The following is a 26,071-nucleotide window of genomic DNA, read 5'->3' on the forward strand; positions in this document are numbered from 1 at the left end:
TTACCTTATATGAAAATTATAAAATCCCATTTCGAGATTCATAGTCGTTTCCGAAATGGGATTATTTTTTTGGTAATATTAATCTTTCTGTTGCTTATAACTTTATATTTCTATCCTAGTTCTGTAAATAGTTCGAATAACTTTGAAGAACTGGCAACATTTCAAACTCAGATTGATTCTCTTAAAAAGGAAGCAATCAAGAAAAAAAAATCATATAAACTAAAGCCCTTTAATCCTAATTTTATAACTGATTATAAAGGATATGTTATAGGAATGTCTACAGAGGAGTTAGATAGGCTTTATGCATATAGAAAAGAGAATAAATGGATAAATTCTATTTCAGATTTTAAGAAAGTAACTGGAGTTTCTGATTCATTATTAACAGTGATTTCACCTTTGTTTAAATTCCCGGATTGGGTTAACAACTCTAAAAAATCAAAATCATATAAAGAACAAAAATATCCAGTAAAATCATTTGCTCAGAAAGAAGATCTTAATCATGTGACATCCGTGACTCTTCAGAAGGAAATAGGAGTTCCTGATTTTATAGCAGAAAGAATTATAAAACATAGAAAAAATATAAATGGATTCATAAGTGACCTACAGCTTAAGGATATAGTTGGGCTCTATGATAATCAACGTAAAAAAATTCTATCTCTATATACAGTTAAAACAAATAAGGAATTTGAGAAGATTAATATTAATAAGGCTTCGGTAAAAGAATTAATGGAAGTTCCTTATTTTGATTTTGAAACTGCTTTGGAAATAAAGGATTTCATAGACGAGAACAAAGGGATATTAGATTTTGAAGAATTAGGAAAAATTGAAGGTTTTTCCATAGAAAATATAGATAGAATAGCATTATATTTGACTATAAATTAAGAATCGGAAAAAATCGCTGTAATTATTGATAATATGTAAATTCTGATTAGGATTTGCAACATCTTTTTTTACGGTGATATGTTAGCTATATAAATCAAAGTTATCATTTAAACAGCATGTATTTTACAGAAGAGCACGAATTATTTAGGGAAAGTCTGAAAGATTTTTTACAGAAAGAAGTAGTCCCACATATAGAAAAGTGGGAAAAAACGGGAGATATAGAACGTTTCATTTGGGAGAAATTCGGTGAGATGGGTTATTTCGGAATTGCGTACCCAGAAGAATATGGTGGGTTAGGATTAGATCTTTTTTATACTGTGATATTTTTAGAAGAATTACAAAAAATTAATTCTGGAGGTTTTGCAGCTGCTATGTGGGCACACGTCTATCTAGCAATGACCCATGTAAATAAAGAAGGAGATCATAGGGTCAAAGAAAAATATTTAAAAACAAGTATTACAGGTGAAAAGATTGGATGTCTGTGTATTTCTGAACCTTTTGGTGGTTCGGATGTCGCAGGTATGAGAACCACAGCTGTGAAAGATGGAGATTCTTATGTTCTTAATGGTTCTAAAACATTTATAACCAATGGAGTTTATAGCGATTATTTAGTGGTTGCTGCTAAGACTTCTCCAGAGCTTGGTAATAAAGGGATTAGTATTTTTATTATGGATAGAGATACACCGGGTATTTCTGCTACTAAATTAGATAAGCTGGGCTGGAAAGCTTCTGATACCGGTGAAATAGCTTTTGATAATGTGAAAATTCCTTTGGAGAATTTAATGGGAGAAGAGGATAAAGGGTTTTCGTATATCATGCAACATTTCGCACTGGAAAGATTAATAATGGGTATTAATGCTCATGCCAGAACGGAATATGCTCTTGAGTATGTTATAAAATATATGGGTGAGCGTGAGGCTTTTGGAAGAACTATAGATAAGTTTCAGGCGCTTAGACATACTGTAGCAGATATGGCTAGTGAGTTAGAAATGTGTAAAGAGTTTAATTACTCAATAGCAAAAAGACTAAATGATGGACAATATGTAGTGAAAGAAGCTAGTATGTCTAAATTACTTTCTACCAAAATTGCCGATGAAGCAATATATAAATGCCTTCAGTTGTTAGGAGGGTATGGTTATATGGAAGAATATCCTTTAGCACGATTATTCAGAGATAGTAGGCTAGGACCTATAGGAGGAGGGACTTCTGAGATCTTGAGAGAGGTTATAGCAAAAATGATTATTGATAAAAAAGAATACAAGCCAGCAACTTAGGATTTCTTAATCTTATTAGTTTTTTCTTATTTACTTTATAAAATCCGCAGCTTATAGTTGAGAAACTAATAAGACTTGCGGATTTCTTTTATTCTGTCATAAAAAAGTAAGGATTCAATAGATTTCAATCAGCGTTTTTGAATAAATGCTAAAATTTTATCAACACGAAAACGTTTGAGTAACCTTTCAAACGTTTTCGTTGTATGTAAAAATATTACATTGTAAGAAGTTTAACACACAAACACTTTTTTATGAAAACCTTTAAGTTTATTTATTTTTTGTTTGCGGTATCCTTTATAATGATATCGTGTGGTAAAGATGAAGTTTTGGATTCTGTAGAGCCAGAGTCAGTCAAGCCCGAAGAATTAATTTCTACTAGAGCAGGTCTTAAGTCTATTGGATCAGGAGTAATGATGCAAGCATTTTATTGGGATGTTCCCGCCGGTGGTACGTGGTGGAATGTTGTAAAAGGTAAGGTTAATTCCTGGAGCAATGCAGGTGTTGATGCAATCTGGTTACCGCCAGTAAGTAAAGCACAAAATGGTGAGTTTTCAATGGGGTATGATCCTTTTGATTATTATGATTTTGGACAGTATAATCAAATGGGTAGTACAGAGACCAGATTTGGATCTAAATCAGAACTGGAATCATTAATCTCTAGTGCTCATAACAAAGGACTGAATGTAATAGCGGATATAGTTATTAATCATAACAGTGGAGGGGATTTAGAGCCAAATGAATTTGCTGGAAAAAGTACATATACTAAGTTTAATCCTTTATCAGGGAAGTTTAATAGGACAAAATATGATTTCCACCCTAATGAATCATATAATTCTGATAGTGGTTTCTTTGGAGGATTCCCTGATTTAAGCCATAACAAAACGTATGTTCAGGATTGGTTATGGAATAGAAGTAATTCTGTTGCTAAGTACTATAAAAATACTATGGGATTCGATGGATATAGATTTGATTATGTGAAAGGCTTTGCTCCATGGGTAGCAAAAGAATTTCGTAATTCTACAGGTGCATTTGGTGTTGGGGAATACTGGGATGGAAATGTGAATACGTTAAAATGGTGGACAGATCAAGCGCAGATGTCAGCGTTTGATTTTGCTTGTTATTATAAAATGAGAGACGCATTTGTGGGTAATAATCTTAATGCGCTTAGCGGAGATATGTTATGGAAAAGAAATGCAAGCAGAGCGGTTACTTTTGTGGCAAATCACGACACTGATGAGATATACACAAATAAACTATTGGCATATGCCTATATTTTAACTCATGAAGGATATCCTGCACTCTTTTATAGAGATTATGAAGATTGGTTGGATAAAGGTAAATTGAATAACCTGATTTGGATCCATAATAATCTTGCTGGAGGAAATACTTCAAATCTTTGGACGGACAATGATGAGTATATTGCCAGAAGAAATGGTGGCGGAGGGAAGAATGGTTTGATTGTGTATATCAATAATTCTAATTCCTGGAAAGAAAGATGGATTCAGACGAACTGGTCTAATAGGAAAATAAAAGATTATACAGGTAGCTCAAGTTGGGAGCCTACTACGCAAGGAGGGAAGTGGGTTAAGATCCAAGCACCGCCAAAAGGATATAGTGTATGGTCTTTAAAATAAGTAAAGAATAAGTTTTTTAATTTTTCTACAAAGAATTAAATTTAAATTTAAACGGTTTTTTATTTGCTATATGTCCTCTTATAGTATATAGAAAGCCGTTTGCTTATTGATATTTATTGGTGTTTAGAATAAAAAACAAATAAATAATTAACTTCATGTAGAAAAAGCTTTGTAGATAATACTATTGTGTTATCTTTGCACCCTAATTTTTAAAGAAAGGAGGTAACACTATGTTAATTATACCAGTTAAAGACGGAGAAAATATAGATAGAGCGTTAAAACGTTTTAAGCGTAAATTCGATAGAACAGGAACAATGCGTCAGCTGCGTAAGCGTCAGGCGTTCACAAAGCCTTCTGTTGAGCGTAGAGCTCAGGTTCAAAAAGCGCAATATATTCAGCACTTAAGAGACCAAGAGGAAATTTAAAACAACATGTTGAGACGTTATATGTGTTGATTCTTTTTTAGGATCAGACTTCGTTTTTCAGTATATATAAATTATAGCCATTGGATGTCAAAAGTTTTATACTTTTGTCTTCTAATGGCTTTTTTTATGTTTATTAATGAATTTTTAGATTATTTACTTTTAGAAAGAAAGTATTCTGTTCATACAGTTACTGCTTATAATTCGGATTTATCGTCTTTTTCTGAGTTTTATGAAAAAGAATATGGAGAACAAGATATATCTAAATCAAATTATGCTCAGATCCGTTCTTGGATAATAAATTTGGTAGATAATGGGGTTTCTAATAGAACAATAAATAGAAAAATATCTTCACTTAAGGCTTACTATAAGTTTTTGCTTAAAACGGAGCAGATAGATAAAACTCCATTAGCCAAGCATCAGGCTTTAAAGATCTCGAAAAAATTGCAAATTCCGTTCTCAAGCGTTGAGGTGGACGATGTATTGAGTGGGTTGGTAGATGGTGCAGATTTTAAAAGTGTTAGGGATAGGTTAATTGTAGAGCTTTTTTATGCAACTGGGATGCGTAGAATAGAATTGGTTAATCTTAAAATAACCAGCATAGATGTTGTTGGCAAGCAAATTAAGGTGTTAGGTAAGCGCAATAAAGAAAGATATATTCCTTTAATACCTTCTGTTCTTGTAACTCTAGGGCGGTATTTAGAATTGCGATCAGGAGTTTTGGAGGATCCTGAGGATCCTTTTTTATTGCTAACAGAAAAAGGAGTTAAAATCTACGAAACACTTGTGTATCGAATCATAAATGGTTATTTTAGTAAGGCGTCTTCTAAAGTTAAAAAAAGTCCGCATATATTGAGACATTCTTTTGCGACACATCTGCTTAATGAAGGAGCGAACCTAAATGCTGTAAAAGAATTGCTTGGTCATTCTAGTTTAGCAGCTACTCAGGTGTATACGCATCAAAGTGTGGCTCAGTTAGCAAAAGTGTATAAACAATCTCATCCGAGGAATAAAAAGTAAGATGTAAATTATTGTACACATTTCTTTTAGGCTTTAAATATTGTTCAACCAATTAAAATAACACCTATGAAAGTGAACTTGCAATCCGTAAATTTTAATGTAGATCAGAAGTTGATAGATTTTACACAAGCGAAATTGGATAAGTTAGAAAATCATTTTAGTCGTATTATTCATGCTGATGTTTTTTTGAAAGTTATGAATACAAGTGGTAAAGAAAATAAAATAACGGAAATTTTATTAAGTGTTCCTGGAGATGAGTTTATAATTAAAAAGATAAACAAGAGCTTTGAAGGAGGTGTGGATGAGTGTGTTAGTTCATTGGAGAGGCAATTGCGAAAACGAAAAGAGAAATTAAATACACATGTTTGATAATTTTTTTTTAAAAATTGTTTTGTGTAAGAAATAAATTCTATACATTTGCAGTCCGTTAGAAATAGCGGACTTTTTTATGCTTAAAAAAGTAACCAAAAAGCCGATGTAGCTCAGCTGGCTAGAGCAGCTGATTTGTAATCAGCAGGTCGTGGGTTCGAGTCCCTCCATCGGCTCTTAAAAGGAGAGAATTTCAAAAAAATTTGAACCTTTTTTTATAAAATTTTGAATTGTAAAATATTTGATTACTTTTGCGCTTTCAAAATTTAGAAGTTCATTCTGAAATAATGATTTCAATTGGGGAGATACTCAAGCGGCCAACGAGGGCAGACTGTAAATCTGCTGACTACGTCTTCGCAGGTTCGAATCCTGCTCTCCCCACAACCTTCAATTTTGATTTCAAAATTGTAAAAGCGGGAGTAGCTCAGTTGGTAGAGCGTCAGCCTTCCAAGCTGAATGTCGCCAGTTCGAACCTGGTCTCCCGCTCTTAAAAAATACAGAGCTAATCTTGATGCATTTTAGCATTGGATTTTTAAAACAAAAATAGTGATGAATCGGTTTTCTTTCGATATATAATGAAGGACTCTGGTTTATCATTGTGTACTTTAAAAAGCCGGTGTAGCTCAGGGGTAGAGCGTTTCCTTGGTAAGGAAGAGGTCACGAGTTCAAATCTCGTCATTGGCTCTTGGTTCAGAAGCATTAATTGAACACTAATATATAACTAAGATTAAATAAATTCATTATGGCAAAGGAAACTTTTGATCGTTCCAAACCGCACTTAAATATTGGTACTATTGGACACGTTGATCACGGTAAAACAACTTTAACGGCTGCGATTACTAAGGTATTGTCGGATGCTGGTCTTTCTGAGGCTAGAGATTTCGATACTATCGATAACGCTCCAGAAGAAAAAGAAAGAGGTATTACTATTAATACGTCTCACGTAGAATACCAGACTGAGAATCGTCACTACGCACACGTTGACTGTCCAGGTCACGCCGATTATGTAAAGAACATGGTTACTGGTGCTGCTCAAATGGATGGTGCAATTTTAGTAGTTGCTGCTACAGATGGTCCAATGCCACAAACTCGTGAGCATATCTTATTAGGACGTCAGGTAGGTATTCCAAGAATCGTTGTATTCCTTAACAAAGTGGATATGGTTGATGATGAGGAATTACTAGAATTAGTAGAGATGGAAGTTAGAGATCTTCTTTCTTTCTATGAGTATGATGGTGATAATGGACCTGTAGTTTCTGGTTCTGCTCTTGGAGCTCTAAATGGAGAGCAGAAATGGGTGGATACTGTTATGGAATTAATGAAAGAAGTTGATGCTTGGATTGAAGAGCCATTACGTGAGATCGATAAAGATTTCTTGATGCCTATCGAAGATGTATTCTCTATTACTGGTCGTGGTACTGTTGCTACAGGACGTATCGAAACAGGTATTGCTAACACTGGAGATCCTGTAGAGATCATCGGTATGGGTGCAGAGAAATTAACTTCAACTATTACTGGTATCGAGATGTTCCGTCAGATATTAGATAGAGGAGAAGCTGGTGATAATGCTGGTATCTTATTAAGAGGAATTGAGAAAACTCAAATCTCTAGAGGTATGGTTATTACTAAGCCAGGATCTGTAACTCCACACGCTAAATTCAAAGCTGAGGTTTATATCCTTAAGAAAGAAGAAGGTGGACGTCACACTCCATTCCATAATAATTACCGTCCACAGTTTTACGTTCGTACAACTGACGTTACTGGAAACATTGCGCTTCCTGACGGAGTTGAAATGGTAATGCCTGGAGATAACTTAACTATTACTGTTGAGCTTATTCAGACAATTGCAATGAATGTAGGTCTTCGTTTTGCTATCCGTGAAGGTGGTAGAACAGTAGGTGCTGGTCAGGTTACTGAAATTTTAGACTAATACAATATATTAATATATGAGGTGAGGTATTCGTTAAGGCGAATACCTTGACTTATGTATACGGGTTTAGCTCAGTTGGTAGAGCACTGGTCTCCAAAACCAGGTGTCGGGAGTTCGAGTCTCTCAACCCGTGCATAGAAGATTTAAGTGGCATATGTTGATTTGCATATAGCTTGTAGAATGAATTTCAAGTGACAAGAAATTATCTTTGTCATTAAAAAGAATAACGAGATGGCTGGACTAATAAATTACATTACTGAATCATATAGCGAGTTAAAGAATCATGTAACTTGGACTCCTTGGGCAGAAGCACAAAGACTTACGTTGGTTACTATAGTTTTTTCTGTTATTTTTTCTTTGGCTATCTGGGGAGTAGATACTGTATTTAGTAATTTGATAGAGTATTATTTCACTTTAGTTAAATCATAATTATAATGGCTGAGGTTAGTAATACAAAAAAATGGTACGTTGTTCGTGCTGTAAGTGGTCAAGAGAATAAGATCAAGGACTATATTGAGCGAGAGATTGCTCATTTAGGTATGGAAGATTATGTTTCTCAAATTTTGGTTCCTACTGAAAAAGTGGTTCAAATCAGAAACGGTAAAAAAATAAATAAAGAAAGAGTTTATTTTCCAGGGTATGTTATGATAGAAGCAAACCTTTCTGGAGAAATTCCTCATATTATAAAATCTATTAATGGCGTAATTGGTTTTCTTGGAGAAGTAAAAGGAGGAGATCCTGTTCCTTTAAGAAAGGCAGAAATTAATAGAATGCTAGGTAAGGTAGATGAGCTTGCTGTAAAAACTGATAATGTTGCTATTCCTTATACTGTTGGAGAAACTGTAAAAGTAATAGATGGTCCATTTAATGGTTTTAATGGTACAGTTGAAAAGGTAAATGAAGAGAAGCGTAAGCTAGAAGTAATGGTTAAGATTTTTGGAAGAAAAACACCGTTAGAGTTAAGCTATATGCAAGTAGAAAAAGTATAATAATTGTTACATTATATATCCTGAATTGTTCTTATTGCTTCCACTTTGTAGAACAATTCTAATTTAAAATTAGAAAAATGGCTAAAGAGATAAGTAAGGTTGTAAAACTTCAAGTACGTGGAGGAGCGGCTAACCCATCCCCACCAGTTGGACCTGCTTTAGGTGCTGCCGGAGTGAATATCATGGAATTCTGTAAGCAATTCAATGGTAGAACACAAGATAAGGCTGGTAAAGTATTGCCAGTTGTAATTAATGTTTACAAAGACAAATCTTTTGATTTTGTAATCAAAACTCCACCTGCAGCAGTTCAAATACTGGAAGCAGCAAAAACGAAAAAAGGTTCTGGAGAGCCAAATCGTAAAAAAGTGGCTAGTGTTACTTGGGATCAAGTTCGTGCAATAGCAGAAGATAAAATGCAAGATTTAAACGCATTTACTATAGAATCTGCTATGAAAATGATTGCCGGTACCGCTCGTTCAATGGGTGTAACTGTAAAAGGACAAGCTCCTTTTTAATCCAAAAACGTGTAGAAAATGGCAAAAGTAACTAAAAAGCAAAAAGAAGTTAGAGCTAAAGTTGAAAAGAATAGAGCATATTCGGTAGACGAAGCTTCTGCTTTAGTAAAAGAAATAACAAACGTAAATTTTGATGCCTCTGTAGATCTTGCTGTTCGTTTGAACGTAGATCCTCGTAAAGCAAATCAAATGGTACGTGGTGTGGTAACATTACCGCATGGAACAGGAAAGGATGTTAAAGTTCTTGCATTAGTAACACCGGATAAAGAAGCTGAAGCTAAAGAAGCTGGAGCTGATTTTGTTGGTCTTGATGAATATTTAGACAAGATTAAAGGCGGATGGACTGATGTAGATGTGATCATTACAATGCCTAGTGTTATGGGTAAATTAGGTCCATTAGGTCGAGTATTAGGACCACGTGGTTTAATGCCTAACCCAAAGACAGGTACAGTAACAATGGATATAGCAAAGGCTGTTTCTGATGTTAAAGCTGGTAAAATCGATTTTAAAGTTGATAAAACTGGTATTGTTCACGCTGCAATTGGAAAGTCATCTTTTTCTGCTGATAAAATAGCAGGAAATGCAAAAGAATTATTAACAACGTTGGTGAAGTTAAAACCTGTGGCAGCTAAAGGTATTTATATCAAGTCGATATATATGTCTTCTACAATGAGCCCTAGTTTGGAGATTGATTTAAAGAACTACGCTGGTAATTAAGATAAACGATTATGACAAGAGAAGAAAAATCACAAGTAATTGAAGACTTAACTGCTCAGTTAGCTGAAAACTCTAACATCTATTTAGCTGATATTTCAGGTTTAGATGCAGGAACAACTTCAAATTTACGTAGAGCTTGTTTTAAAGCTAACGTATCATTAAAAGTAATTAAGAATACGCTCCTTGCAAAAGCAATGGAGAAATCAGATAAGGAGTTTGGAGAATTGCCTGACGTATTAAAAGGTAATACTTCTATTATGTTTTCCGAAATAGGAAATGCACCAGCAAAAGTTATTAAAGAATTTCGTAAGAAATCTGAGAAGCCTTTATTAAAAGGAGCTTTTGTAGAGACAGCAATTTATGTAGGTGATGAAAACTTAGATGCACTTGTAAATATCAAGTCTAAGGAAGAAGTTATCGGAGATATTATTGGCTTATTACAGTCACCTGCTAAGAATGTTATTTCAGCATTAAAATCTGGTGGTGGTACTATAGCTGGTATCCTTAAAACGTTATCCGAAAAAGAAGGATAACCTAAACGTGTACGCACTTTTTAACAAATTATATTTCAATTAAAAAAAATTATTAAAACGATAGAAAATGGCAGATTTAAAAGATTTCGCAGAACAATTAGTTAACTTAACAGTAAAAGAAGTTAATGAATTAGCAGATATATTAAAAGAAGAGTATGGTATTGAGCCTGCTGCTGCTGCAGTAGCTGTTGCTGCTGGTGGTGCTGGTGGTGGTGAAGCTGCAGAAGAAAAATCAGAATTTGATGTAATTCTTAAAGCTCCAGGAGGTGCTAAACTTGCAGTTGTAAAACTAGTAAAAGAATTAACTGGTCTAGGTCTTAAGGATGCTAAAGGATTAGTTGATGGTGCTCCAAGTGCAATCAAAGAAGGAGTAGCAAAAGATGAAGCAGAAGCTCTTAAAGCTCAATTAGAAGAGGCTGGAGCTGAGGTTGAGCTTAAGTAAGCTTACCAAATATTGACATAGAGGTTTAGACCTGGAGAATTTTCTCTAAGGTCTAAACCATTTTGCGTATATAAATATGATGTATTAAAATACGCTGTTTTTTAAATTTTAATTTAATTCCGTCCATTGATGTTAGCAACGCAAACTGAAAGATTGAATTTTTCTTCCGTAAAGAATAGACCTGATTATCCTGATTTCTTGGATATCCAGATCAAATCCTTTCAAGACTTCTTTCAATTAGAAACAAAGTCTGAAGAAAGAGGAAATGAAGGTCTTTATAATACCTTCATGGAAAATTTCCCGATTACGGATACACGTAATCAATTTGTACTAGAATTTTTAGACTACTTTGTAGACCCACCAAGATATGATTTACAAGAGTGTATTGAGAGAGGTCTTACATATAGTGTTCCTCTTAAGGCACGTCTGAAACTTTTCTGTACCGATCCTGAGCACGAAGATTTTGAGACGATCGTACAGGACGTATATTTAGGTACGATTCCTTATATGACTCCAAGTGGTACATTCTGTATTAATGGAGCAGAACGTGTTGTTGTGTCTCAATTACACCGTTCACCAGGTGTTTTCTTTGGACAATCATTCCATGCAAATGGAACTAAGCTATATTCTGCCAGAGTAATTCCTTTTAAAGGTTCTTGGATAGAATTTGCAACAGATATCAATAGCGTTATGTACGCTTATATTGATAGAAAGAAAAAATTACCAGTTACAACTCTTTTCCGTGCAATCGGATTTGAAAGAGATAAAGATATATTAGAAATTTTTGACCTTGCAGAAGAAGTTAAAGTTTCTAAATCTGGATTAAAGAAAGTATTAGGACGTAAGTTAGCTGCACGTGTATTAAATACATGGCATGAGGATTTCGTAGATGAAGATACAGGAGAAGTAGTTTCTATCGAGCGTAACGAGATTGTTTTAGATCGTGATACTGTTTTAGATAAAGATCACTTAGATGAGATCGTTGATTCTGGAGCTAAAACCATTTTACTTCATAAAGAAGATAATGATAAGGGTGACTACGCTATTATCCACAATACATTACAAAAAGATCCTACAAACTCTGAAAAAGAAGCTGTAGAACATATATACCGTCAATTACGTAATGCAGAACCGCCTGATGAGGAAACTGCAAGAGGTATTATTGATAAATTATTCTTTTCTGATCAACGTTACAATCTTGGTGAAGTAGGTCGTTATAGAATGAATAAAAAATTAGGTCTTAATATCGAAATGGATAAGCAAGTGCTTACCAAAGAAGATATTATTACCATTATAAAATATTTAATTGAGTTAATTAACTCTAAAGCTGAAATTGATGATATTGATCACCTTTCTAACCGTCGTGTAAGAACTGTAGGTGAACAATTGTCACAACAGTTTGGAGTTGGTCTAGCGCGTATGGCTCGTACGATTCGTGAGCGTATGAATGTTAGAGATAATGAGGTGTTTACACCGATTGATTTGATTAATGCAAAGACTTTGTCTTCTGTAATTAATTCATTCTTTGGAACGAATCAGTTATCTCAATTTATGGATCAAACAAATCCATTAGCCGAGATTACTCATAAGCGTAGACTTTCTGCTCTAGGACCAGGTGGTCTTTCAAGAGAAAGAGCTGGTTTTGAGGTTCGAGATGTACATTATACACATTACGGTCGTTTATGTCCTATTGAAACTCCAGAGGGTCCGAATATTGGATTAATTTCTTCACTTGCAGTATTTGCTAAAGTGAATTCAATGGGATTCCTTGAAACTCCTTATCGTAAAGTTGAGGATGGTAAAGTAGATTTAAGTGAGTTTAGATATCTAAGTGCAGAAGAAGAAGAAGAGAAGCTTATCATGCAAGCTAACTTACCGTTAAAAGAAGATGGTACTATAGAAAGTGAAAAGGTGATTGCACGTATGGAAGGTGATTTCCCTGTGATTGATCCATCAGCGGTTAATTATGCGGATGTTGCACCTAATCAAATAGCTTCTATTTCGGCATCTTTGATTCCTTTCTTAGAACATGATGATGCTAACCGTGCCTTGATGGGATCGAATATGATGCGTCAGGCAGTTCCATTATTAAGAGTAGATGCTCCAATAGTAGGTACAGGATTAGAACGTCAGGTAGCTTCGGATTCTAGAGTATTGATTAATGCAGAAGGAGCAGGAGTTGTTGAATATGTAGATGCTCAAAAGATAACTATCAAATATGATAGAACGGAAGAGCAAAGAATGGTAAGTTTTGATAGTGATTCTAAAACTTATAATCTGATCAAATTCCGTAAAACAAATCAAGGTACTTCTATAAACCTTAAACCAATTGTAAGAGTTGGAGATAGAGTTAATAGAGGACAAGTTTTATGCCAGGGTTATGCAACCGAAAACGGAGAGCTTGCTCTAGGTAGAAATATGAAGGTTGCCTTCATGCCTTGGAAAGGATATAACTTTGAGGATGCGATTGTAATTTCTGAGAAGGTAGTTAGAGATGATATCTTTACTTCTATTCATATAGATGAGTATTCTTTAGAAGTAAGAGACACAAAATTAGGTAATGAAGAATTAACTAATGATATCCCTAATGTTTCTGAAGAAGCTACAAAAGATCTTGATGAAAACGGAATGATCCGTGTAGGTGCTGAAATCAAACCAGGAGATATTCTTATTGGTAAGATTACACCAAAAGGAGAAAGTGATCCTACTCCGGAAGAAAAGCTGTTAAGAGCTATCTTTGGAGATAAAGCAGGAGATGTTAAAGATGCTTCTTTAAAAGCTTCACCATCGTTACACGGTGTGGTTATAGATAAGAAATTGTTTGCTCGTGCTATTAAGGATAAGCGAAAACGTTCTCAAGATAAAGAAGATATTTCTATATTAGAAAGATCATATGATGCAAAATTTGCATTGTTAAAGGCGGAATTAGTAGATAAATTATTTATAATAGTAGGAGGTAAAACTTCTCAGGGTGTTATTAATGATTTAGGTGAAGAAGTACTTCCAAAAGGTAAGAAGTTTACTCAGAAAATGCTTAATAGTGTTGATGATTATGCACACCTTACTAAAGGTACTTGGACTACTGATGATAACCTTAATAAGATGGTTGCGGATCTAATCCACAACTTTAAGATTAAAGAAAATGATTTACAAGGTAACTTACGTAGAGAGAAATTTACAATCTCTGTAGGAGATGAATTACCTTCTGGAATTATAAAGCTTGCTAAAGTTTATATTGCTAAAAAACGTAAACTAAAAGTAGGTGATAAGATGGCAGGTCGTCACGGTAACAAAGGTATTGTTGCACGTATCGTAAGAGAAGAAGATATGCCATTCTTAGAAGACGGAACACCAGTAGATATCGTGTTGAATCCATTAGGGGTACCTTCTCGTATGAATATTGGTCAAATCTATGAAACTGTATTAGGTTGGGCAGGTCAGAAATTAGGTAGAAAATATGCTACTCCAATTTTTGATGGTGCTTCTTTAGATCAGATCAATGAATTTACAGATGAAGCTGGTATTCCAAGATTTGGGCATACATATTTATATGATGGTGGTACAGGAGATCGTTTTGATCAACCAGCAACTGTAGGTGTAATCTATATGCTTAAGTTAGGTCATATGGTTGATGATAAAATGCACGCACGTTCTATTGGTCCATATTCATTGATTACACAGCAACCACTTGGTGGTAAGGCACAGTTTGGTGGTCAGCGTTTTGGAGAGATGGAAGTTTGGGCGCTAGAAGCATATGGTGCTTCAGCTACCCTTCGTGAGATATTGACTGTTAAATCTGATGATGTAATAGGAAGAGCTAAAACGTACGAAAGTATCGTAAAAGGTGAGCCTATGCCAGAACCGGGATTACCTGAATCATTCAATGTATTGATGCATGAATTGAAAGGTCTAGGTCTGGATATCAGATTAGAAGAATAATATGTAGAAATTCGTACCCTGAGCGAAATCGAAGGGTACGAACATATATTATTCAAATTTAAATTACAATAATTCTTAAGTAACCATATATTATGGCAAGAAATAATGATAAGAATGCAGTAAAGAGATTTAATAAAATCTCGATAGGTTTGGCATCTCCTGAGTCTGTTTTGGCAGCATCAAAAGGAGAGGTTCTTAAGCCTGAAACTATAAATTATCGTACTCACAAACCAGAACGTGATGGTTTGTTCTGTGAGCGTATTTTTGGTCCTGTTAAGGACTTTGAATGTGCTTGTGGTAAATATAAAAGAATTCGTTACAAAGGGATCGTATGTGATCGATGTGGAGTAGAAGTAACGGAGAAGAAAGTTCGAAGAGATCGTGTAGGACACATTAATCTTGTAGTTCCAGTAGCACATATTTGGTACTTCCGTTCTTTACCAAACAAAATTGGATATTTATTAGGTCTTCCTTCTAAGAAGTTAGATATGATCATTTACTACGAACGTTACGTAGTAATCCAACCAGGTATTGCTAAGAATGAAGAAGGGGAACCAGTTCAGAAAATGGATTTCCTTACGGAAGAAGAGTATTTAAATATTCTAGATAGTCTTCCTCAGGAGAATTTATATTTAGATGATACTGATCCTAATAAATTCATTGCTAAGATGGGTGCTGAGTGTCTTATCGAAATCTTAAAAAGAATCGATCTTGACGAGCTATCATACCAATTAAGGCATAAAGCAAATAACGAAACTTCTAAGCAACGTAAAACTGAGGCATTAAAACGTCTTCAAGTTGTAGAGTCATTACGTGATGCTAATAAGAATAGAGAAAATCGTCCAGAATGGATGATTCTTAAGGTGGTTCCTGTAATTCCACCAGAGTTAAGACCATTAGTACCGTTAGATGGAGGTCGTTTTGCAACCTCTGATTTAAATGATTTATACCGCCGTGTAATTATTCGTAATAATCGTTTGAAGCGTTTGATGGAAATCAAAGCTCCAGAAGTAATTTTACGTAATGAAAAACGTATGTTGCAGGAATCTGTAGATTCTTTATTTGATAATACTCGTAAAGCTTCTGCAGTTAAAACAGATTCTAATAGACCATTAAAATCATTATCTGATTCATTAAAAGGTAAGCAAGGACGTTTCCGTCAGAACTTACTTGGTAAACGTGTGGATTATTCAGCTCGTTCCGTAATTGTTGTAGGGCCAGAATTGAAATTATTCGAATGCGGTCTTCCAAAGAATATGGCAGCTGAATTGTACAAGCCATTCGTAATCAGAAAATTGATAGAACGTGGTATTGTTAAAACTGTAAAATCTGCAAAGAAAATTATAGATAGAAAAGAGCCTGTAGTTTGGGATATCTTAGAGAATGTTCTAAAAGGACATCCGGTATTACTAAACCGTGCTCCAACGCTTCACCGTTTAGGTATTCAGGCTTTCCAGCCGAAACTTATTGAAGGTAAGGCAATACAATTACACCCATTAGTGTGTACAGCATTTAATGCCGATTTTGATGGAGATCAGATGGCAGTGCATTTACCATTAGGGCCAGAAGCGATATTAGAAGCTCAATTATTGATGTTAGCTTCTCATAACATTTTGAACCCTGCTAATGGTTCACCAGTAACAGTACCTTCTCAGGATATGGTATTAGGTCTATATTATATGACCAAATCTCGTAGATCAACTGCTGATTTAGTTGTTAAAGGTGAAAATCTTACTTTTTATTCTCCAGAAGAGGTGGTTATTGCCTACAATGAGAAAAGATTAGATATTAATGCTAATATAAAGGTTAGAACGAAAGATATCGAAGAAGGTGAATTAGTAACTAAAATAATAGAAACTACAACTGGTAGAGTATTATTTAATGAGAAAGTTCCTGAAAAAGCTGGTTATATTAATGAAGTATTGACTAAAAAATCTCTTAGAGATATTATTGGTGATATTTTAAAAGTTACCAGTGTTCCTGAAACTGCAGTTTTCTTAGATGAAATCAAAACGTTAGGGTATAACTTTGCATTTAGAGGTGGATTGTCATTTAGTTTAGGAGATATTATTATTCCTAAAGAGAAGCATACTATGATTGCTGATGCTAATGGCCAAGTAGATAATATTGTAGCAAACTATAATATGGGTCTTATCACTAATAATGAACGTTATAATCAGGTAATTGATATATGGACGTCTACCAATGCTGCATTGACTGAATTGTCTATGAAGCGTATTAGAGAAGATCAACAAGGGTTTAACTCGGTATATATGATGCTTGATTCTGGAGCAAGGGGATCTAAAGAACAGATTCGTCAGCTTACAGGAATGCGTGGATTGATGGCAAAACCGAAGAAATCGAATTCTGCAGGTGGAGAAATTATTGAGAATCCGATTCTTTCTAACTTTAAGGAAGGACTTTCGATTCTAGAATACTTTATCTCTACTCACGGAGCTCGTAAAGGTCTTGCAGATACAGCACTTAAAACTGCAGATGCAGGATACCTTACTCGTCGTTTAGTAGATGTTGCACAAGATGTAATTGTTAATGTTGAGGATTGTGAAACATTAAGAGGAGTAGAAGTTAGTCCATTAAAGAAAAATGAAGAGATTATAGAAGGTCTTGCAGCTAGAATTCAAGGTAGAACTTCATTAGTTGATGTTATAAACCCTTTAACTCAAGAAGTATTAGTTGGGGCAGGAGTGGAAATTGACGATGTAACTGCTAAGATTATAGAGAATTCTCCAGTAGAATCTGTAGAAGTTCGTTCTGCACTTACCTGTGAAGCTAAGAAAGGTATCTGTGTTAAATGTTATGGACGTAACCTAGCTACCGGTAAAACGGTACAACGAGGTGAAGCTGTTGGTGTCGTAGCTGCTCAATCAATTGGGGAGCCAGGAACACAGCTTACTTTACGTACGTTCCACGTGGGAGGTATTGCAAGTAACATTTCAGAAGAAAATCAATTAAAATCTAAATTTGCTGGTAAAGCTGAGATAGATGAATTGAAAACGGTAAAAGGAGAAGATGCAGATGGAAAAGAAATAGATGTAGTTATCTCTCGTACTTCAGAAGTTAAAATTACAGATCCAAAGACTAAGATTGTGCTTAGTACAAACTTAATACCTTATGGTTCTCAATTATTTATTAAGAGTGGTGATACACTGAAAAAGGATCAAAGTATCTGTCAGTGGGATCCATATAATGGTGTGATTATTTCAGAATTTGCTGGTAAAGTAAGCTATGAAAATGTAGAGCAAGGTATAACTTATCAGGTAGAGATAGATGAGCAAACTGGATTCCAAGAAAAGGTAATCTCAGAATCTCGTGATAAGAAAAAAATACCTACTTTATTGATTATGGGTAATGGAGACGAAGTACTTCGTTCTTATAACCTACCTGTTGGAGCTCACTTAATGGTGGATGATAACGAAAAGATCAAAGTTGGTAAGGTATTAGTTAAGATTCCACGTAAATCGGCAAAAGCCGGTGATATTACGGGAGGTCTTCCTCGTGTTACCGAATTATTCGAAGCACGTAACCCATCCAATCCTGCTGTTGTAAGTGAGATAGATGGTGTAGTGTCATTTGGTAAAATCAAGCGTGGTAATCGTGAGATTATCGTAGAGTCTAGAATTGGTGAGATCAAGAAATATCTTGTTAAATTATCGAATCAGATTCTTGTTCAGGAGAATGATTTTGTACGTGCAGGTATGCCGTTATCAGATGGTTCTGTTACTCCAGAAGATATTCTTAAAATTAAAGGACCTTCTGCAGTTCAGCAGTATTTGGTTAATGAAGTACAAGAAGTATATCGACTACAAGGTGTGAAGATTAATGATAAACATTTTGAAGTAGTAGTACGTCAAATGATGCGTAAAGTAAGAATCCAAGATCCAGGAGATACGATATTCTTAGAGAATCAATTAGTGCATAAAGCTGATTTCATTCAGGAAAACGATGCTATATTCGGAATGAAGGTAGTAGAGGAAGCTGGAGATAGTGAAAACCTTAAAGCTGGTCAGATTATATCACCACGCGATTTAAGAGATGAAAACTCTATCTTAAGAAGAGAAGATAAAAATTTAGTCGAGGCAAGAGATGTTACTCCTGCTACAGCAACTCCAATACTTCAAGGTATTACAAGAGCTTCGCTACAAACTAAATCATTCATCTCTGCAGCATCATTCCAGGAAACAACAAAAGTATTAAACGAAGCTGCGGTAAGCGGTAAAGTTGATGATCTGGAAGGGTTGAAAGAGAATGTAATCGTTGGACATAGAATTCCTGCCGGAACTGGTATGAGAGATTATGAAAGTATCATAGTTGGTTCTAAGGAAGAATTCGAAGACCGAATGGAACAACGACAAGAAGTAAATTATAATTAATCAGTTAAGCCTGCCAATTGGCAGGCTTTCTGTTTTATGAACGGAGTGTGTGTTCATATAAAATATTTTAAAATGGCAGAAGATAAGAAACAAAAACAAAATCAAATAAATATAGAGTTAGATGATGCTATTGCCGATGGGATATATAGTAACCTAGCAATTATTAATCATTCTGTATCCGAATTTGTGGTTGACTTTGTAAATATTATGCCTGGAAGACCTAAAAGCAAAGTGAAAAGTAGAATTATTTTAACTCCTCAACATGCTAAAAGATTATTAAAGGCATTAGGAGATAATGTATCAAGATTCGAAGCTGCTCACGGTGAAATAAAGGATTATGAACAACCACCAATTCCTTTGAATTTTGGTCCTACTGGACAAGCATAATAAGGCATTGTCATAAAAAAAATATAGATCCGCTTGTTTTCAAAACCAAGCGGATTTTTTTGTCAAAAATTTGAACTTGATCAGGAAGCATATTTTTATTATCTTAAACATTCTTATAATAAGTGTATTAAATTATGTCTGATCGAATTAAAACCTATCCTGAATTCTATAAGTTCTATTTAACGGAACATCAAAACAGAACTAGCAGGACTTTACATTTTATAGGTACTTTTTTAGTTTTTATTATTATAGCAATTGCTATATATTATGGTTGGAGTTGGAAATGGTTTTTGGTTCCTGTAGTTGGGTATGGTTTCGCATGGGTTGGTCATGCTTTTTTTGAGAAAAATAAACCAGCAACATTTAAATATCCTTTTTGGAGTCTGATTTCTGATTTCAAGCTGTTTTTCGAAATTCTTTTGGGAAAACGTTCTTTTGACAGTACGAAGGATTGATATAGTTTTTTGTTATAAATGTTAAATTATTGATAGATTTTTATAATAAAAAATACAGAGACCGATTAAATAGATGTTGTTTAATGAGTTTTTGTATTTAGGACAAATAGTTTTACCGCATTCTTTTTTAAAAATGCTTAAAACGCTTTAAATCGTGTTTAGAATTCAGAAGTAAAGTGAAAAACTATAGATGGATATTTTTGTTGCGTCATTTGCAAACTAAAAGAGGAGTCAGCTAAAAACACTAATTGACCTTGTTTATCTTTTGCTAAAAATTTACTTTTTACACGTTTAAAATCTTTATACTCATCACTGTCTATATCTTTCGTTTCAATCCAACAAGCTTTATGAACATTTAGATTTTCATAGGTGCATTTCGCTCCGTATTCATGTTCTAATCGATATTGTATTACTTCATATTGTAACGCACCAACAGTCCCAATTACTTTTCTTCCATTCAGTTCTAATGTAAATAATTGCGCAACTCCTTCATCCATTAATTGGTCAATTCCTTTAGCCAATTGTTTGGATTTCATGGGATCTGCATTATTGATGTATCTAAAATGCTCAGGAGAGAAACTAGGGATTCCTTTATAATTTAATTGTTCTCCCGTGGTTAATGTATCTCCAATTTTGAAATTACCAGTATCGTGTAAGCCAACAATATCTCCTGGATATGAAATGTCTACAATTTGTTTTTTTTCTGCAAAAAATGCATTAGGGCTAGAGAATTTAAGTTTTTTATTATGTCTTGTATGTAGGTAAGGAACATTCCTTTCGAAAGTACCAGAAACTATCTTGATAAAGGCTAATCGATCTCGATGTTTAGGATCCATGTTTGCATGAATCTTAAATACGAAGCCGGTGAAATCTTTTTCATCTGGTTTTACTATCCTAATGTCACTTTCTTTTGGTCTGGGCGTTGGAGCAATAGAAACGAAACAATCTAATAATTCTCGTACTCCAAAATTGTTTAAAGCCGATCCAAAAAATACTGGTTGTAAGTTTCCATTTTGATAAGCTTCTTTATTAAATGAAGGATAAATACCATCTACTAATTCTATTTCTTCACGTAACGTTTCAGCTTCGGTTTCACCAATTAAAGTTTTAAGCTTTGGAGAAGATAAATCAGATATTTCAATCGTTTCTTCTATATTTTTTCTGCTGTCTCCACTAAATAAATTGATATTTTTTTCCCATATATTATAAATACCCTTAAAATCATAACCCATTCCAATAGGGAAACTTAAAGGAGTCACCTTTAATCCAAGTTTTTGCTCTACTTCGTCCAGAAGTTCAAAAGCATCTTTTCCTTCACGATCCAGTTTGTTTATAAAAACAATCATAGGGATATTACGCATTCTACATACCGAAACTAATTTTTCGGTTTGTTCCTCCACACCTTTTGCAACATCTATTACTACAATAACACTATCAACTGCAGTTAAGGTTCTAAAAGTGTCTTCTGCAAAATCTTTATGCCCAGGAGTGTCTAATATGTTAATTTTAATACCTTGATATTCAAAAGCTAATACAGACGTTGCCACAGAAATACCTCTTTGACGTTCAATTTCCATAAAATCACTGGTAGCACCTTTTTTTATTTTATTAGATTTAACTGCACCAGCTTCTTGAATAGCACCTCCAAATAATAGTAGTTTTTCTGTCAAAGTAGTTTTACCAGCATCTGGATGAGAAATGATTCCAAAAGTTCTTCGCCTATTTATTTCGTCTGAAAATTTCATGTAATTTTTGATAATAAAGCGCAAATATAATGCTAATAAGCTCAAAAAAGCCTACTTATTAGCCAATAATAGAGTAAAGAATAGCGTAGGATTACTTCTTATTGTATGAGGGAGTGTCTTTTTATCGCTACAAAAGTGTATTTCGTCGAATATAAATTGCCTTTTAAAGTGAAATATTGTTAAAACGTAAAAATTCCCTCATATTTGTGTTAAAATAAAAAATTACGGTATTGCCGTAATTTTATCATGTTTTAACAATGTTAATTATTGTTGTTTTTATAGTATATTTATAATAATTATAAAGAAGAACGCCCAATTTTTCTTTTAATTATTTGTAAACCATCGTCATATGAAAAAAATTACCCAAATCTTGTTGGGTCATAGTAGGCTGTTGTCTAATATGATTCTATTACTTCTTTGTTTTTTATTTTCTCATAGTTTGTCTTATGGGCAAACTTTTGACGCCCATTGGTGGAACGGAAACGGATATTTGTTAGATTTTAGAACGGATCCACCTACAGTTACATGTGGGTTAACGTCAGATGGAGCTTTTGAGGCTACTGGTACTTGGAGTGATCAAAGTACGGGTGATCTCATTTTTTATGTCGATGATGGAACGGTAAGAGATGATGCGGGTGTTTTATATACAAATGGTTCTGGTTTAAATTCTAATGGAACAAGAACACAGATGGCTACTGTTTTACCAGTCCCGGGTACAAATGCTCAACGGATGTATGTATTGCATAGTGATGGGCGAGATGAAGATAGAGATGGAACGGTTTATTATTCTATTGTTGATATTCCTTCAAAAACTGTTCTTAGTAAAAATAATTTATTAAAGAGTGATAATTCTGAAGCGATATTTGGTACAAATAACTCAGGCTTGTGTGGAGCATGGATAGGTTCTATTGCAAAGAATAGTGCAGGTTGTGTAACAGATTGCCCTGGATCTCTTAATATTTGGAAAATTGATGGAGATAATCCTCTTTCAGCATTGAGAGCAGATACCCCAGACTTAGTTGTTCCTTTGCCAGCTAATTTGGCTAGGTCAGGAGAAAGAGGTAGTATAAGATTTTCTCAACAAAATGATAGAATTGCACTTGCATTAGAAGGTGGAAGTAGTACAATAGATGGAGGAGTATGGTATGCGGATTTTGATGATAGTGATGCCAGTATAGGAGCATGGACTAAAGTTCCAATTTCATCAACTTTAGATACTCAGACAGGATATAGCGTAGAGTTTTCTCCAGATGGTTCTAGATTGTTTTTTGGACATCAAATAAATACTGTTTTTGATGGTCAATTTACTGGTTGGAATGGGGATCTTTATGTTCATGATATTGGAGATAATTTTTCTACCAGTTTGGTAGGAGCTGATATTATTTCTGGCGTACAATTGGGTCCAGATGGTAATTTATATGTATCAGTTGTGGGTAATACTACATTGTTTTACATGACGAACCCTGATTTGGTTAGTTCGACTGTTGCAGCTACTTTTCTTTCGGTTGCCATTCCTGGTGGTTGTTCTCAAGGATTTAATTTTTCACAACAAATAGTGTTCTTTGATGTTTGTCTTGGTGATACTGATGGAGATGGTATAATAGATGAATCAGATAATTGCCCTTTTATAGCTAACGCAGGTCAAGAAGATGATGATTTAGACGGAATAGGTAATGTGTGTGATGATGATGATGATAATGATGGGGTGCCAGATACAACAGATGTATGTCCTGGTTTTGATGATACTGTAGATAATGATGGAGATAATGTTCCAGATGAATGCGATCAAGATGACGATAATGATGGTATTTCGGATGCTGTTGAATGTGCCGGAACTGGTGGTCTTAATGGCGCTTTTGGGCCCAATTTGGTCCTCAATGCGGATTTCGAAGATGGGTATGCTTATTGGACTTCTGATTTTAACAGAGGAAGTAATAATAATACTGGGGGTGGCGGTGTTCCAGACACTAGTGGAGGTTGTGGTTCTCAGGGTTGGGTAGCTGTATCGCCTTTCGCATCGGTTAATGGTATATGTGATAACAATTATGATTATAACGGAGCAACTGCTGATGGTCGTATTTTAATTATCGATGCTAATCAAACAGGAAGTAATATTTATAACAATACAATTACATCTAGTGCTCAAAGTTGTTTGCCAAGATTAGAGCCTGACCATACTACAGGAACTGGTAATTCGTTGTATGTAGATCCAAGTGATATTGTTGGGGAAAGCTATTGGAAACAAGTTATACCGAATATAACTCCTAACACAGATTATCTATTCTCATGTTGGATAATGGTTATTGAAGAAGATCCTAGACTTGTTTTTAAAATAGATGGAGTAGATGTTTTTGGACCAGTTGATTTAGATAGATTAACTGGAGGAGTTAATGGATCTGATGAGTGGCAAGAGGTGTTTTTTCTTTGGAATTCTGGAACTGTTAGTGGTGCTACATCAATAGAAATAGCAAATACTCAAGCTGGATGTGGAGGAAATGACATAAGAATTGATGATATTACTTTTGCATTATCCTTACCAGATTCAGATGGAGATGGAATTGCAGATTGTTACGACTTGGATAGTGATGATGATGGTTGTAGTGATGCTAATGAGGCATATGATAATATTAATGCTGATGGGGGTGATGGACAGGCGTATGGAACAGGAACACCACCTACGACTGATCCTGCAACAGGGTTGGTTATTTTAGAAACGGGAATTGATTATAGCACGGGAACTAATGCTTCGGTTACAGACTCAGGAATAAATGTTTGTATAGAACCTATGGTTGATAGTGTGAGCAGTCCAACGGTTACTGAAGGTACGGACTTAGTGCATACAGTTACTTTAAGTGGCGCTACAGTAAATCCAACAGATTATCCATTTACCCTAGCAGATGGTACGGCTACAGCAGGAGCAGATTATACAAATAGCCCTACATTTAGTAATAGTGTTACTTTGTCTGGAAGTATTTTAACGGTACCGGCAGGAGTTACAGACTTTACGGTTACGTATCCAACCAGTACAGATGCTTTGTCAGATAGTGGAGAAACGACTACATTAACAGTAGGAGGCGTTAGTGGTACAGGAACAATCAATGACCCTGCTCCTACAACTGTGGTAGGAAGAATTCATTATGACCCTAACGGCAATGGAATTTGGGATAATATAGAAAATGGTATTAATGGTATTGATGTTATAGTTACTGATTCTGGTGGATTAATACAAACAGTAACTACCAATTCCAACGGAATATGGAGTGCTACGCTTGTTAACGCTGGTACAGTAACTGTGGATATTGTCGATGCTGATATTATTGCTATTGATCCAGGATTTATTCAAACGGGAGGTACAGATAGTAGTACTCATAATGCTGTGGCAGCAACAAATACATTTACAGAAAGTGATAGCTTTTTATTTCCAGTGCCACCAGCACTTCACTCTTCTCCAGATTGTACAGGTACTGTGTATAACTTAAGTTGGGACACGGCTCCTAATGCAGCGAATGATAATGAATTTGATTGGACACCAGACGGAAGTCTTTCAAGAACATTTAATGATGTGAATGGATCAGGTGTTAACATTACATCTGCTTTTGCTGGGGCAGGAACCGGGACTCTTGATATTTGGAGTTCTGGATTTACCGGAACTGGTTCGGGAACTACTCCAAGTGTAGGATCGGAATCTGCTTCTGGATTTCAGGAAGTACTTCAAGTATTTACTTCTGGCTTTACAGCTGGTAATAGTATTACTCAGACGATTACATTTTCTGGATCTGCAACAACAATTTTTTCGGCAGGGTTTGACTTATTTGATATTGATACAGATATTCCTACAAGTGTAGGAGATAAATTAACCATTACAGCTATTGATGGTTTAGGGAATACAATTTTTCCGACATTTACTAATGCTGCTACTCCAGCTTATACTTCTGATAATTCTACTGGAGTTATTAATGCAAATAGTAGAATGACTAGCTTTTTGAACAGGATGATAGGAGTCAATTTCTCGGATTCTGACGGTATCGCTAGTATTACAGTTGTATGGGAAGATTGTGATACCTGTAATCCTTTGGAAAACCATGGATATGGTTTTGGTAATTTTGATTTTTGTACAGAGATACCTCCAACGGTCAGCATTGCAGATGTTACGGTTGCAGAAGGAGATGATGCTGTATTTGCAGTAAGTCTAAGCAATCCAAGCAGTGAAGCGATCACAGTTACCTTTACGATCGATGATGCTACGGCAGTAGAGACGGGAGATTATACAGAACCCGCTACCTTAACAGTTACGATTCCAGCAGGAAGCACTACGGTAAATGTTACAGTTCCTACTGTTGAAGATACGACCAACGAACCTACGGAGACTTTTGAAGTTAATATCACAGGCGCAGAAACAGATACGACCAATACGACACTAACAGTTA

Annotated in this window: 19 protein-coding genes and 5 tRNA genes; 23 read left to right on the forward strand and 1 reads right to left on the reverse strand. The window is 35.0% G+C overall.

Annotated features, from left to right (window positions below):
- The first annotated feature begins 9 nt into the window (after positions 1 to 9).
- From Q0975_RS27495 to Q0975_RS27600, 22 genes are all read left to right on the forward strand, one after another.
- Positions 10 to 882: a helix-hairpin-helix domain-containing protein gene (locus tag Q0975_RS27495; RefSeq protein WP_299443911.1), complete on the forward strand. Its 873-nt coding sequence runs from the start codon at positions 10 to 12 to the stop codon at positions 880 to 882.
- 116 nt (positions 883 to 998) lie between these two features.
- Entirely contained in the window at positions 999 to 2,156 is a 1,158-nt protein-coding gene (locus Q0975_RS27500) for an acyl-CoA dehydrogenase family protein (protein WP_299443914.1), read from the forward strand.
- Between the two features lie 251 nt (positions 2,157 to 2,407).
- Positions 2,408 to 3,790, forward strand: coding sequence for an alpha-amylase (locus tag Q0975_RS27505; RefSeq protein ID WP_299443917.1), 1,383 nt, complete (start codon positions 2,408 to 2,410; stop codon positions 3,788 to 3,790).
- Positions 3,791 to 4,020: 230 nt separating this feature from the next.
- Complete coding sequence (gene rpsU, locus Q0975_RS27510) at positions 4,021 to 4,215, forward strand: 30S ribosomal protein S21 (protein WP_025743950.1); 195 nt, start codon at positions 4,021 to 4,023, stop codon at positions 4,213 to 4,215.
- Positions 4,216 to 4,341: 126 nt separating this feature from the next.
- On the forward strand, positions 4,342 to 5,232 hold the full coding sequence (locus tag Q0975_RS27515; RefSeq protein WP_299443920.1) for a tyrosine-type recombinase/integrase: 891 nt from the start codon (positions 4,342 to 4,344) through the stop codon (positions 5,230 to 5,232).
- 66 nt (positions 5,233 to 5,298) lie between these two features.
- The gene (gene raiA / locus Q0975_RS27520; protein ID WP_299443923.1) at positions 5,299 to 5,601 is read left to right on the forward strand and encodes a ribosome-associated translation inhibitor RaiA; all 303 of its coding nucleotides are present in this window, start codon (positions 5,299 to 5,301) and stop codon (positions 5,599 to 5,601) included.
- 102 nt (positions 5,602 to 5,703) lie between these two features.
- A tRNA-Thr gene (locus Q0975_RS27525) sits at positions 5,704 to 5,777 on the forward strand.
- 123 nt (positions 5,778 to 5,900) lie between these two features.
- Positions 5,901 to 5,982: transfer RNA gene (locus Q0975_RS27530), tRNA-Tyr, on the forward strand.
- A gap of 32 nt (positions 5,983 to 6,014) precedes the next feature.
- Positions 6,015 to 6,087 (forward strand) — tRNA-Gly (locus Q0975_RS27535).
- A gap of 126 nt (positions 6,088 to 6,213) precedes the next feature.
- A tRNA-Thr gene (locus Q0975_RS27540) sits at positions 6,214 to 6,285 on the forward strand.
- A 58-nt stretch (positions 6,286 to 6,343) separates the two neighbouring features.
- The gene (gene tuf, locus Q0975_RS27545; protein ID WP_299443926.1) at positions 6,344 to 7,531 is read left to right on the forward strand and encodes an elongation factor Tu; all 1,188 of its coding nucleotides are present in this window, start codon (positions 6,344 to 6,346) and stop codon (positions 7,529 to 7,531) included.
- Between the two features lie 60 nt (positions 7,532 to 7,591).
- Positions 7,592 to 7,664: transfer RNA gene (locus Q0975_RS27550), tRNA-Trp, on the forward strand.
- A gap of 98 nt (positions 7,665 to 7,762) precedes the next feature.
- Positions 7,763 to 7,960 carry a preprotein translocase subunit SecE gene (gene secE / locus Q0975_RS27555; protein WP_299443929.1) on the forward strand — a complete coding sequence of 66 codons (198 nt, stop codon included), beginning with the start codon at positions 7,763 to 7,765 and terminating at the stop codon, positions 7,958 to 7,960.
- Positions 7,961 to 7,965: 5 nt separating this feature from the next.
- A complete protein-coding gene (gene nusG, locus Q0975_RS27560) occupies positions 7,966 to 8,520 on the forward strand; it encodes a transcription termination/antitermination protein NusG (RefSeq protein ID WP_299443932.1) in 555 nt (184 codons plus the stop codon).
- Between the two features lie 77 nt (positions 8,521 to 8,597).
- The gene (rplK, locus tag Q0975_RS27565; protein ID WP_299443935.1) at positions 8,598 to 9,035 is read left to right on the forward strand and encodes a 50S ribosomal protein L11; all 438 of its coding nucleotides are present in this window, start codon (positions 8,598 to 8,600) and stop codon (positions 9,033 to 9,035) included.
- An 18-nt stretch (positions 9,036 to 9,053) separates the two neighbouring features.
- A complete protein-coding gene (rplA, locus tag Q0975_RS27570) occupies positions 9,054 to 9,752 on the forward strand; it encodes a 50S ribosomal protein L1 (protein ID WP_299443938.1) in 699 nt (232 codons plus the stop codon).
- A gap of 11 nt (positions 9,753 to 9,763) precedes the next feature.
- Positions 9,764 to 10,285 carry a 50S ribosomal protein L10 gene (gene rplJ / locus Q0975_RS27575; protein WP_299443941.1) on the forward strand — a complete coding sequence of 174 codons (522 nt, stop codon included), beginning with the start codon at positions 9,764 to 9,766 and terminating at the stop codon, positions 10,283 to 10,285.
- Between the two features lie 67 nt (positions 10,286 to 10,352).
- The gene (rplL, locus tag Q0975_RS27580; RefSeq protein WP_027393800.1) at positions 10,353 to 10,727 is read left to right on the forward strand and encodes a 50S ribosomal protein L7/L12; all 375 of its coding nucleotides are present in this window, start codon (positions 10,353 to 10,355) and stop codon (positions 10,725 to 10,727) included.
- 129 nt (positions 10,728 to 10,856) lie between these two features.
- Positions 10,857 to 14,666 (forward strand): DNA-directed RNA polymerase subunit beta, encoded by a 3,810-nt coding sequence (gene rpoB, locus Q0975_RS27585; protein ID WP_299443945.1) that lies wholly within the window; start codon positions 10,857 to 10,859, stop codon positions 14,664 to 14,666.
- Between the two features lie 92 nt (positions 14,667 to 14,758).
- On the forward strand, positions 14,759 to 19,057 hold the full coding sequence (gene rpoC, locus Q0975_RS27590) for a DNA-directed RNA polymerase subunit beta' (RefSeq protein ID WP_299443948.1): 4,299 nt from the start codon (positions 14,759 to 14,761) through the stop codon (positions 19,055 to 19,057).
- A gap of 72 nt (positions 19,058 to 19,129) precedes the next feature.
- Complete coding sequence (locus Q0975_RS27595) at positions 19,130 to 19,444, forward strand: DUF3467 domain-containing protein (RefSeq protein WP_299443951.1); 315 nt, start codon at positions 19,130 to 19,132, stop codon at positions 19,442 to 19,444.
- Between the two features lie 134 nt (positions 19,445 to 19,578).
- Complete coding sequence (locus Q0975_RS27600) at positions 19,579 to 19,899, forward strand: DUF962 domain-containing protein (protein ID WP_299443954.1); 321 nt, start codon at positions 19,579 to 19,581, stop codon at positions 19,897 to 19,899.
- Positions 19,900 to 20,057: 158 nt separating this feature from the next.
- Here the strand turns inward: Q0975_RS27600 and Q0975_RS27605 are convergent, their stop codons facing one another.
- Positions 20,058 to 21,644, reverse strand: coding sequence for a peptide chain release factor 3 (locus Q0975_RS27605; protein ID WP_299443957.1), 1,587 nt, complete (start codon positions 21,642 to 21,644; stop codon positions 20,058 to 20,060).
- Between the two features lie 349 nt (positions 21,645 to 21,993).
- Between Q0975_RS27605 and Q0975_RS27610 the strand changes: the two genes are divergently transcribed.
- Positions 21,994 to 26,071, forward strand: a 4,078-nt coding sequence (locus tag Q0975_RS27610) for a thrombospondin type 3 repeat-containing protein (protein WP_299443960.1), incomplete at its 3' end; no start/stop codon positions are given.

Origin of the sequence: uncultured Aquimarina sp. (assembly GCF_947500065.1) — a bacterium.
Taxonomy (GTDB): Bacteria; Bacteroidota; Bacteroidia; order Flavobacteriales; family Flavobacteriaceae; genus Aquimarina.

Excerpts from the sequence above, each read along its gene's own strand:
- nusG (WP_299443932.1), top strand. The coding sequence starts at position 7,966 with ATGGCTGAGGTTAGTAATACAAAAAAATGGTACGTTGTTCGTGCTGTA.
- tuf (WP_299443926.1), top strand. The coding sequence starts at position 6,344 with ATGGCAAAGGAAACTTTTGATCGTTCCAAACCGCACTTAAATATTGGT.
- Q0975_RS27495 (WP_299443911.1), top strand. The coding sequence starts at position 10 with ATGAAAATTATAAAATCCCATTTCGAGATTCATAGTCGTTTCCGAAAT.
- Q0975_RS27605 (WP_299443957.1), bottom strand. The coding sequence starts at position 21,644 with ATGAAATTTTCAGACGAAATAAATAGGCGAAGAACTTTTGGAATCATT.
- Q0975_RS27500 (WP_299443914.1), top strand. The coding sequence starts at position 999 with ATGTATTTTACAGAAGAGCACGAATTATTTAGGGAAAGTCTGAAAGAT.
- Q0975_RS27505 (WP_299443917.1), top strand. The coding sequence starts at position 2,408 with ATGAAAACCTTTAAGTTTATTTATTTTTTGTTTGCGGTATCCTTTATA.
- raiA (WP_299443923.1), top strand. The coding sequence starts at position 5,299 with ATGAAAGTGAACTTGCAATCCGTAAATTTTAATGTAGATCAGAAGTTG.
- rpoC (WP_299443948.1), top strand. The coding sequence starts at position 14,759 with ATGGCAAGAAATAATGATAAGAATGCAGTAAAGAGATTTAATAAAATC.
- rpoB (WP_299443945.1), top strand. The coding sequence starts at position 10,857 with ATGTTAGCAACGCAAACTGAAAGATTGAATTTTTCTTCCGTAAAGAAT.
- Q0975_RS27600 (WP_299443954.1), top strand. The coding sequence starts at position 19,579 with ATGTCTGATCGAATTAAAACCTATCCTGAATTCTATAAGTTCTATTTA.
- rplJ (WP_299443941.1), top strand. The coding sequence starts at position 9,764 with ATGACAAGAGAAGAAAAATCACAAGTAATTGAAGACTTAACTGCTCAG.
- rplL (WP_027393800.1), top strand. The coding sequence starts at position 10,353 with ATGGCAGATTTAAAAGATTTCGCAGAACAATTAGTTAACTTAACAGTA.
- rplA (WP_299443938.1), top strand. The coding sequence starts at position 9,054 with ATGGCAAAAGTAACTAAAAAGCAAAAAGAAGTTAGAGCTAAAGTTGAA.
- secE (WP_299443929.1), top strand. The coding sequence starts at position 7,763 with ATGGCTGGACTAATAAATTACATTACTGAATCATATAGCGAGTTAAAG.
- Q0975_RS27515 (WP_299443920.1), top strand. The coding sequence starts at position 4,342 with ATGTTTATTAATGAATTTTTAGATTATTTACTTTTAGAAAGAAAGTAT.
- Q0975_RS27595 (WP_299443951.1), top strand. The coding sequence starts at position 19,130 with ATGGCAGAAGATAAGAAACAAAAACAAAATCAAATAAATATAGAGTTA.
- rplK (WP_299443935.1), top strand. The coding sequence starts at position 8,598 with ATGGCTAAAGAGATAAGTAAGGTTGTAAAACTTCAAGTACGTGGAGGA.
- rpsU (WP_025743950.1), top strand. The coding sequence starts at position 4,021 with ATGTTAATTATACCAGTTAAAGACGGAGAAAATATAGATAGAGCGTTA.